The organism is Candidatus Pelagibacter sp. HIMB1746 (assembly GCF_052047555.1).
Taxonomy (GTDB): Bacteria; Pseudomonadota; Alphaproteobacteria; order Pelagibacterales; family Pelagibacteraceae; genus Pelagibacter.
Genome location: NZ_JBNAJZ010000006.1, coordinates 83,001 through 94,000, shown reverse-complemented (window position 1 = coordinate 94,000; position 11,000 = coordinate 83,001). Strand labels below are relative to the sequence as shown.

Here is an 11,000-nt window from a genome sequence, read left to right as displayed (position 1 = left end):
ATATATTAAAATTATTTAATTAATCTCACTAATATTTCTCATTTCATTTACTTTTTCTCTTATAAAATTTTCCAAAAATCTTGTTGATTGATTATCATTAAATAATTTATTTTTATTTTTTTTTATCTTGTTGATAATAGAATTTCTAAAATTTTTATTGTGAGCTAACTCATTTGATATTTTTACATATTCTTGTTTAGATTTTACAATAAGTTCTTCAATATTTAATATTTTCATAATAGCATAGGTGTGTCTTCCTCTCATAAAATTTGAAGGATAAGTGACTATTGGTTTGTTTAAACTAATTGCTTCCAATGATGTGTTTCCTCCTGACCAATGTAAACTATCTAAAATTATATCTGATCTATTAATCAGTTCTAAAAATTCATCTTGATTACATTTTGGATGAAAATGAAAATACTTTTCAAAAACATAACCTTCATTTTTAAATAGTCTAGATATTCTTTCTTTAAATATAGATGTAACTTCATCATTCATCCTATTAATAAACCAAAAGCAACAATTTGAATTTTCTTTAACAATGTCTAGATATATATGATCGTCTTGAGGTAAAAGTTTAAATAAACTTTGGAGATTAAAAAAGATAGTTTTATTATCCTTTTTTAAAATTGTTGGTTTTTTTAAAATTGAATATTTAGGAATATCATATTCTATTCCTAATTTAGGTAAATTAATCAACTTTTCTGAATAATACTTTTGGGAATCTTTTGTTTCCATCATTTCACTTGAAAAGAAATAATCAATATTTTTAAAACCAGAGGAAACAGGATGTCCCCACGTATTACATTGAATGGAGGCTAACTTTAAAGAAGTTAAAATTTGGATTTTTGAACTCATGCCAATATCCAAATAAATTAAAATGTCTAATTCATCCCTGGCAATTTGACCAATCAAACTATTTACATCTGTGTTAAAATAAAAAAAATCTGCATTTTTTTTTATTTCTTCAGTCACATGATCAAATTTATCACCTACGTAATAAACTTTACAATTAAAAAATTTTTTATCTAATTTAATAATCCAATTTTTAAACAATTTAGAAACTGTATGATTTCTAAAAAATGAAGATACAAAACCAACTTTAATAATTTTCTTTAATTTATGTTTTTTTGGAACTGCATCAATTTTATAAATTTTTTTAGTAATTTTTTCAATTAAACTTGCATATAATTTCTGCAAATTAAAATCATTTTTTCCTTGATAGTGTAGATAAAAATTTGTCGATGAATTTAAAGCATCAATGAAATTGATTTTTGAATAATAATTTTTTCTATCTAATAATTGATTGATTTTGTAAATACCTAATTCAAATTTTTTTCTGTAGTGATTAATTTCTTCTTCATTTTTATAAACAATTGGAAAAGTATTCAATAAATACCAATGACTAGCAAGGTTATATGGATCAATTTTAATTGCATCTTCATAACAACTACATGCTTTTTTATGATCTCCTATTTCTTGGTATACAATACCAAGATTTTTAAAAACTGTTGAGTTATTTGGATTAAACTTAATAGCCTTTAAAAAAAATTCTTTTGCTTTATTGTATTGCTTTAAATCTTTGTAAACACTTCCAATATTGTTAAGTGTATCAGAATTATCAGGTTTTATTCTTAATGCTTTTTCATAAAAACTAATAGCTTCTTTAAACTTTTTTTGCGCTCTATTAGCATTTCCTAAACTAATGAATGCATTAATATTGGTTGAGTTAATTTGTAAAGTCCTTTCATAGTAAGAAATTGCTTTTCCAAATTCTCCGATTTGGAGATAAGTATTTCCTAAATTTATATATGCCTCAGAATAATTTGGGTTTATTTCAATTGCTTTATTATATGAATCTATTGCTTTTTTATTCTCACCAAGTTGTTTATAAGAATTTCCTAAATTAAAGTGAGCATCTAAATAATTAAAATTAATTTGAATTATTTTTTTAAAAAAATTAATTGCTTTTTTATAATTTTTTAGCTGATGGTAAATAAGACCTAGATTATTAAATGCAGAACAATTATTATAATCAATTTTAATTACTCTTTCAAAATAACTAATTGCTTTTTTATAATTTTTTTTTTGATGAAATAAAATTCCAAGATTATTATTAGCACCTATATGATTTGAATCATGTTTTAAAATTTTGAAATATAAATTTTCCGCACTATTGAATTTATTTTTATGATGATTTTCTATAGCTATGGAAAATAATTTTTTTATAATTAATTTTTTTTCAATATTCATTAAGAAATTAAATATAAATCAATAATATTTAAACAGCGATCTAAAAGTTTTTTGGTATTTATGTTATTTTAATTAAGAGTGTATTGCTCTTTTATCTACTGATAATGCAGCTTCTTTAACTGCTTCTGAAAAAGTTGGGTGCGCATGACATGTTCTTGCTATATCTTCTGAACTTGCACCAAATTCCATAGCTACACCTATTTCAGCGATTAACTCTCCTGCATGAGGGCCTATAATATGAGCTCCTAATACTTTGTCTGTTTGCTCATCTGCCAATATTTTTACAAATCCCTCAGCATCATCAATTGCTTTAGCTCTAGAATTTGCCATAAATGAAAATTTACCAACTTTATACTTTTGATTAAGTTCTTTTAATTGTTCTTCTGTTTTTCCTATAGATGCAACTTCTGGAGTAGTATACACAACACCAGGTATTGTATCATAATTAACATGTCCAGATTGTCCTGCAATATTTTCAGCAACTGCAATTCCTTCATCTTCAGCTTTATGAGCAAGCATTGGTCCTACTATTACATCGCCAATAGCAAAAATATTTTCGACATTTGTTTTAAAAGTTTTGTCAGTTTTTATTCTTTTTCTTTCATCTAAATCAATTCCTACTGCATCTAAATTTAGTCCATCCGTATTTGGCTTTCTTCCAACAGAAATTAATACCACATCACATTCAAAATTATTTTTATTGCCATCTTTATCTACTGTTGAAACAACTGCTCCGTTGTTATTTTTCTGAATTGTTTCAACTTTGTTTTGCATATTAAATTTAATACCTTGTTTTTTTAAAATTTTCATAAACTCAGACGAAATTTCTTTATCCATTCCAGGCGTAATATGATCTAAGAATTCTACAACCTGAACTTCCGAACCTAATCTTGACCAAACTGAACCCATCTCTAAACCAATGTAGCCGCCTCCAACCACGACCATTTTATTTGGTACTTTTTCTAATTTTAAGGCCCCTGTAGAGGAAACAATTACTTTTTCATCAATATCAATTCCAGGTAATGAAACTGGTACAGATCCGGATGCTATTACTGTTTTTTCTGATTCAATAATTGTCTCATTATTCTTATCATCTTTAATTAAGATTTGATTTTTTGATTTAAAGCTTCCGTGACCCTTAAAATAAGTAACTTTGTTTTTTTTTAAAAGAAATTCAACACCTTTGGTCAATATTGTTACAGCTTTATCTTTACTTTTCATCATCTTTTCAAGATTAAGTTTCACCTCACCTATCTCGATACCCTTATTGGATAAATTTTTTACTTTATGAAATTCTTCAGAGAGATTTAATAAACTTTTTGATGGTATACAGCCAACATTTAAGCAAGTTCCACCTAGTGAACCTCTAGACTCTATGCATGCTGTTTTCAAACCTAATTGTGCAAGCCTAATTGCACAAACATAACCACCAGGCCCTCCTCCAATAACTACAGCTTGAAATTTTTCTGACATTTAAATATCCAAAAATAATCTTCTAGGATCTTCTAGATTTTCTTTAATCATTTTTAAGAAAGAAACAGATTCTTTGCCATCAATTATTCTGTGATCATAAGAAAGAGCTAAATACATGATAGGTCTTATTTTTATTTCACCTTCTACTACCACAGGGCGCTCTACAATGTTGTGCATACCTAGAACACCTGATTGAGGTAAGTTTAGAATTGGAGTTGATAACATTGATCCATACACACCACCATTACTGATAGTAAATGTTCCTCCTTGTAGATCTTCAATTGTTAATTTTCCATCTCTAGCTTTTTCAGAAATGTCTTTGATATTTTTTTCAATATCTGCAAATGAAAGCTCATCTGCATTTCTTAAAACTGGAACAACTAAACCTTTATCCGTACCAACAGCAAAGCTAATATTATAATAGTTTTTATATATAATTTCATCGCCATCAATTTCAGCATTAACAGCAGGGAAATGTTTCAAGGCCACCACACATGCTTTAACAAAGAATGACATGAAGCCTAATTTAATTCCATATCTACTTTGAAAGTCTTGTTGATTTTCTTTTCTCATTTCCATTATATTTGTCATGTCAACTTCATTAAAAGTTGTAAGTAATGCAGCATTCTCTTGAGCTTGTTTTAATCTCTTAGCAATTGTCTGTCTTAGTCTGGTCATTTTAATTCGTTCTTCTTGACCATATTGAATTTTTCTCTCTGATGGTTTTGGATTTGCTCCCATTAGACCAATTAAATCTCCTTTTAAAACCTGACCATTTTTTCCTGAACCTTGAACTGAATTAACATCAATATTATTTTCAATAACAATTTTTCTGACAGCAGGAGACAAAGTATCATTTTTATTATCTATTACTGGTGCTGGTTTTGGTGCTACTTCCTCAGTCAAAACTAAGGGCTTAGGTTTTTGAATTTCTGTTTTTTTATCTTCAAAAATTTCTGGTTCTTTTTTATTTGTATCTAATTTTATTACATTGTTTTCAGGAGGAGCTTCTTCAACTTGTTTGGGTTCCTCTTTTTTTTCAGTTGGTATCACTTTTGCTGAACCATTTTCTGAAACAGAACCTAATAAAGCTCCAACTTCCACTGTGGAGCCATCTTGTGAATTAATTTCTGTTAAAACACCAGTTATTGGTGATGGGACTTCTAAATTAACTTTGTCAGTTTCAAGTTCTACAATTGGTTCATCAGCTTCAACTGCATCTCCAGTTTTTTTTAACCATTTTGCAACCGTTGCTTCTGTAATACTCTCACCAAGTACTGGAACTACTATTTTTTCACTCATTATAATTTAATCAAACACCTTATTAATTATTTCTTGTTGCTGAGAATTATGCCTCTTTGCATATCCAGTTGCTGGAGTTGCATCAGGGCTTCTTCCTATATAAGAAATTTCATTATATTTAGCCTTTAAAGTATCTAATGTCCATTGAATATAATCTCTCACTGAAAACCATGCTCCCATATTCTTTGGCTCTTCTTGACACCAAAAGAATTTAGCATTTTTGGCATAAGGTTTAAGTTCGTTTACTAAAGCTTTTGCCGGGAAAGGATAAAGTTGTTCTATTCTAAACATAATTACATCATCTCTTTTTAATTTTTCTCTAGCATCAAGTAAGTCAAAGTAAACTTTGCCTGAGCACAAAATAACTTTTTTAATCTCAGAACTTTCTTTAAGTTTAATAAAACCATTTGATTTTGGATCGATCGCATGATCCCACAAAACTCTATGGAAAGTATTTTGTTTGTTAAAATCCTCTAAGTTAGAAACACAATATTTATTTCTGAGTAATGACTTTGGAGTCATTATAATTAGTGGTTTTCTAAAATCTCTATGCATCTGACGTCTTAATGCATGATAATAATTGGCTGGAGTTGTACAATTCATAACTTGCATATTATCGTTTGAACATAACTGTAAAAATCTTTCTAATCTAGCAGATGAATGTTCAGGACCTTGACCTTCATATCCATGAGGTAATAACATTACAAGGCCTGATGCTCTATTCCATTTTCTCTCACCTGAAGCTATAAACTGATCAATCACAACTTGAGCTCCATTTGCAAAATCTCCAAATTGAGCTTCCCAAATTGTTAGAGTGTTTGGTTCAACTAAACTGTAACCATATTCGAAACCTAAAACAGCAAGTTCAGATAAAAAACTATCGACTACTTCAAATTGCTTTTGACCTTTGACAATATTATTTAGTGGAATATATCTCGAATTATCTATTTGATTTCTTAGTACAGAATGTCTTTGACTAAAAGTTCCTCTACCAGAGTCTTGTCCAACTAAACGAACTGGATATCCTTCAACTAACAAAGATCCAAACGCAAGAGCTTCTGCTGAAGACCAATCAATTCCCACTCCTTTTTCAATCGAGTCTCTTCTCGTATTTAATATTTTACTAATAGTTTTATGAATATTTTTTTCTGATGGTACTGTATTTATTTTTTTTGAAATTATTTTTAATTTCTCCTCATCAAAACCTGATATTCCCCTTTTATCTTTTCCTTTCTCAGGTTTATATCTTGACCATGTGCCCTCAAACCATTCTATTTTAGGCTTGTAGTCTTTTGCACTTTTATATTGATTATCTAATAAATCTTTAAATGATTTAACATTTTGATTTAATAATTCTTGAGTAATTGATTTTTCATTAACCAGTTTATTCCCATAAATTTTATATACACTTGGGTGAGATTTAATTTTTTGATACATCAATGGCTGAGTAAACGATGGCTCATCTCCCTCATTATGACCAAACCTTCTGTAACAAATTAAATCTACTACAACGTCTCTGTTAAATTTTAATCTGAATTCTGTAGCTATTCTGGTAGCATAAACAACTGCTTCTGGGTCATCTCCATTAACATGTAAGATTGGAGCTTCAACCATTTTAGCAACATCAGAAGGATAAGGTGACGATCTTGCAAATCGAGGACTCGTTGTAAAACCAATTTGATTATTTACAATTATATGAATAGTTCCACCAGTGTTATGTCCAGGTAGTCCTGACATAGCAAAACATTCTGCTACCACACCCTGTCCAGCAAATGCTGCATCGCCATGAATTAGTATTGGGATAACTTTATTTCTCTCTTTATCTTTATGAAAAAATTGTTTTGCTCTAGTTTGTCCTAAAACTACAGGATTTACTGCTTCAAGGTGAGATGGATTATCTGTCAAACTAACATGAACAGAATTTCCATCAAATTGTCTGTCAGAAGATGCACCAAGATGATATTTTACATCTCCAGCACTATCCTCAGAGTCATCACTATATTCACCAGCAAATTCATTAAATATTCTTTTATAAGATTTTTGTAAAACGTTAGCCAAAACATTTAATCTGCCTCTATGAGACATTCCAATTTTAACCTCTTTAATTTGTTGTTGACCGCCAATTTTAATTATTTGCTCAAGTGCAGGAATTAAACTTTCTCCTCCATCTAAACCAAATCTTTTTGTACCAACATACTTTGTTGCCAAAAATTTTTCAAAACCTTCTGCTTGAACTAATTTATTTAGAATTGCTTCCTTACCATTTTTAGTAAACTGAAGAGCTTTATCATCTTGCTCAATTCTATCTCTAAACCATTTTCTTTCATCAGGATTAGAAATGTGCATAAACTCATAACCTATTTTTCCACAATAGGTTTTTTTCATAAATTTTAAAATTTCTTTAATATTGGCATACTTTTTATTTATCACGCCGTTTAAGAAAATTTTTCTTTCATAGTTTTCTTTCTTAAAACCATAAAACTCTGGATGAAGTTCATCTAAATATTCAGACTCTCTCATTCCCAAAGGATCAAGATCAGCTAACAAATGCCCCCTTAATCTGTAGGCTCTGATTAACGCAACAGCACTTATTGAGTCTTTGTTAGAGTCTGCAAGTAATTGAAAATTAAATTTTTCTGAAGTATCTATTTTTTCATTATTTAAATTAGTAATTTCATTTTCATCTATTTTTTTTTGAAGCTCATCAATATTTATTTTTGTTTTTTCTGGTCCCCATGATGGTCCATTTATTTCATTAGCAATAACTTTTATTTCATCACCAATTCCTTCAAAGTAATTTAACCAACTTTCAGGGAGATCTTTATCTTTGTTGATGAATTTTAAGTACATTTGTTCAATAAATGCACTATTTGATTTATGTAAAAATGAATTTTTTTCGAAATCGAGATTTTTTGATGATGACATCTTATTTATTTAATATATCCCTCTAAAAAATATTTTTCAATTAGACAGTTTATCAAATAAAGTTTTACCAATTATTGATGGTGATTTTGCGACTGTAATTCCACATTCTTCCATTTTTTTTATTTTATCTTCTGCACCACCTTTACCTCCAGAAATAATTGCACCTGCGTGCCCCATTCTTCTACCTGGTGGCGCAGTAATTCCAGCTATAAATCCAACTGTTGGTTTTTTAATTTTATGGTTTTTCAAAAAATCTGCCGCTTCTTCCTCTGCAGAACCCCCTATCTCACCAATCATTAAAATTGATTGTGTCTCTTCATCATTTAAAAATAGATCTAAACAATCTATGAAATTTGTACCATTTATTGGATCTCCTCCAATTCCAATGCATGTTGATTGCCCTAATCCATTTTCAGTTGTTTGAGCAACTGCTTCGTAGGTTAAAGTTCCTGATCTAGATACAATTCCAACTGAACCTCTTTTATGAATATTACCAGGCATAATTCCAATTTTACATTCATCAGGAGTTATAATTCCTGGACAATTTGGACCTATAAGTCTGCTATTAGACCCATCTAATTTTTTTCTAACCTTAAGCATATCTTGAATTGGGATACCTTCAGTAATGCAAACAATTAATTCAACAGATGCATCGATAGCTTCTATAATTGCTGCTGCAGCAAATTTTGCAGGCACATAAATCATAGTGGCATCTGCCCCAACTGCATCTTTAGCTTCAGCCACAGAATTAAATACAGGTCTATCTAAATGCTTTTGACCTCCCTTTTTAGGAGTAACACCTCCTACTAAATTTGTTCCATATTTTATTGCTTGCTCTGAATGAAATGTTCCATGTGCACCTGTAAAACCCTGACAAATTACTTTAGTTTCCTTATTAACTAAAACTGACATTTATTTAATAGCCTCAACAATTTTTTTAGCAGCATCATCTAAATTCTCTGCTGAAATTAATTTTAAACCCGAATTATCTAAAATTTCTTTTCCCTCTTTAAAATTTGTACCTGCGAGTCGAACTACCAAAGGTACGCTAATATTAATTTCTTTTGCAGCGTCCACTACTCCTTGTGCAAGCACATCACATCTCATTATTCCTCCAAAAATATTTATCAAAATTCCCTTCACATTTTTATCTGAAAGAATAATTTTAAATGCTGCAGAAACTTTTTCTTTTGAGGCTCCACCTCCTACATCTAAGAAATTAGCTGGTTCTTTACCATATAATTTGATGATATCCATAGTTGCCATTGCTAGACCTGCACCATTAACCATACATCCAATACTTCCATCTAACTTGATATAAGCTAAATCATGTTTGCTTGCTTCAATCTCAGTTGGATCCTCTTCATTAAGATCTCTTAATTCTAGAATTTCAGGGTGTCTAAATAATGCATTAGAGTCGAAATTAACTTTCGCATCTAAACAAACAATCTTTCCCTCTTTTGTTAAAATTAAAGGATTTACCTCAACCATATTAGCATCTGTACTAATAAACATTTTATAAATCGATTTGATTAGTAAAATTGCTTGATCTTTTGCATCACTGTTTAAATCAAAAATTTTAATTACTGACTCACAATCTGCATCTGATATTTCTTCAGCTATATCAACTTTAGTTGTAATAATTTTTTCTGGATTTGAGCTTGCTACTTCTTCAATATCCATTCCACCTTGGTCACTTGAAATAAATGCGATCTTTGAGCTCGCTCTATCAACTAAACATGATAAATAGAATTCTTTTTCTATATTAGAGGATTCTTCAACATATAATCGCTTAACTTCTCTTCCTTCTGGTCCAGTTTGATGAGTTACAAGTGTTTTTCCAAGCAACTCATTTGCTGAATTTTTTAATTCCTCAAGTGTATTAAGAATTTTAACTCCTCCAGCTTTACCTCTACCACCAGCATGAATTTGAGCCTTTAAAACGTACTTTTCAGTTTTTAAATTTTTTGCTTTTTCAATCAAGTCATCAACATTTGTTGAAAAAAATCCTGCTGGAACTATTGCTCCATATTTCTTTAAAATTTCTTTCGCTTGGTGCTCGTGAATATTCATTATTATTTTGAAAGATCTGGATCTATTTTAGAGGCAGCTTCCCAAAGAGCTTTTACAGCATCAATAGAGTGCATAAACTCTTTATTTTCTTTTTCATCTAAATCCACTACTTCAATTTTCTCAACTCCATCTTTACCAATTACAACTGGTACTCCAGCATAAACATTTTCTACTCCGTACTCACCATTTAACTGCACTGCGCAAGGTAATAATTTTTTTTCATCTTTTAAATATGATTCAGCCATTTGAACTCCCGATGCTGCAGGTGCATAAAAAGCAGAACCTTTTTCTAAATACTTGACGATTTCTGCTCCACCGTCTCTAGTTCTTTGATTAATTTCTTCAACTCTCTCTTGAGAAATCTTTCCCTCTTTCACAAGATCCAATAAAGGTTTGCCAGATACTTTTGTAAATCTTGGCATTGGAACCATAGTATCTCCATGACCACCCATAACCATTGCTTCAATCTCTCTTACAGGCACACCAAACTCTAATGATAAAAACAGTTTAAATCTTGAGCTATCTAAAATTCCTGCCATGCCGACAACTTTATTTGCAGGCAAACCTGAAAACTTTTGAAACGCCATAACCATCACATCTAAAGGGTTGGTGATACAAATTACGAAGGCGTTCGGTGCGTTTTCTTTTACTCCTTGAGCTACCTGTTTAATAATTTTTAAATTTATACCAAGAAGGTCATCTCTACTCATTCCTGGCTTTCTAGGAACTCCTGCTGTAATTATGATAACATCAGAATCTTTAATATCTTTATAATCGTCTGTACCTGATAATTTTACATTAAATCCATCAACTGATGATGATTGAGCTATATCTAAAGCCTTTCCTTTAGCTATTCCACTTGCAACGTCAAATAAAACAACTTCATCAACAAGCTCCTTTATTCCAATTAAATGTGCTAGTGTTCCACCTATTTGGCCTGCGCCAATTAAAGATATTTTTTTCATTTATTTCCT

At 30.1% G+C, this 11,000-nt stretch carries 7 protein-coding genes; all 7 read right to left on the bottom strand.

The genetic code is table 11. From position 1 onward, the window contains the following. Window positions 1-15 precede the first annotated feature (15 nt). On the bottom strand, window positions 16-2,253 hold the full coding sequence (locus ACTTBM_RS07750; protein WP_440635427.1) for an O-linked N-acetylglucosamine transferase, SPINDLY family protein: 2,238 nt from the start codon (window positions 2,251-2,253) through the stop codon (window positions 16-18). Between the two features lie 72 nt (window positions 2,254-2,325). After that, window positions 2,326-3,726, bottom strand: a complete 1,401-nt coding sequence (gene lpdA, locus ACTTBM_RS07745; RefSeq protein ID WP_440635426.1) for a dihydrolipoyl dehydrogenase — start codon at window positions 3,724-3,726, stop codon at window positions 2,326-2,328. After that, window positions 3,727-5,028 (bottom strand): 2-oxoglutarate dehydrogenase complex dihydrolipoyllysine-residue succinyltransferase, encoded by a 1,302-nt coding sequence (gene odhB, locus ACTTBM_RS07740; RefSeq protein ID WP_440635425.1) that lies wholly within the window; start codon window positions 5,026-5,028, stop codon window positions 3,727-3,729. 6 nt (window positions 5,029-5,034) lie between these two features. After that, window positions 5,035-7,953 carry a 2-oxoglutarate dehydrogenase E1 component gene (locus ACTTBM_RS07735; protein ID WP_440635424.1) on the bottom strand — a complete coding sequence of 973 codons (2,919 nt, stop codon included), beginning with the start codon at window positions 7,951-7,953 and terminating at the stop codon, window positions 5,035-5,037. Between the two features lie 36 nt (window positions 7,954-7,989). Next, window positions 7,990-8,865 (bottom strand): succinate--CoA ligase subunit alpha, encoded by an 876-nt coding sequence (gene sucD / locus ACTTBM_RS07730; protein ID WP_440613695.1) that lies wholly within the window; start codon window positions 8,863-8,865, stop codon window positions 7,990-7,992. Beyond that, window positions 8,866-10,026, bottom strand: coding sequence for an ADP-forming succinate--CoA ligase subunit beta (sucC, locus tag ACTTBM_RS07725; RefSeq protein WP_440613694.1), 1,161 nt, complete (start codon window positions 10,024-10,026; stop codon window positions 8,866-8,868). It lies immediately after the preceding gene. A gap of 2 nt (window positions 10,027-10,028) precedes the next feature. Further along, window positions 10,029-10,991 carry a malate dehydrogenase gene (mdh, locus tag ACTTBM_RS07720; protein ID WP_440635423.1) on the bottom strand — a complete coding sequence of 321 codons (963 nt, stop codon included), beginning with the start codon at window positions 10,989-10,991 and terminating at the stop codon, window positions 10,029-10,031. Window positions 10,992-11,000: the final 9 nt, after the last annotated feature.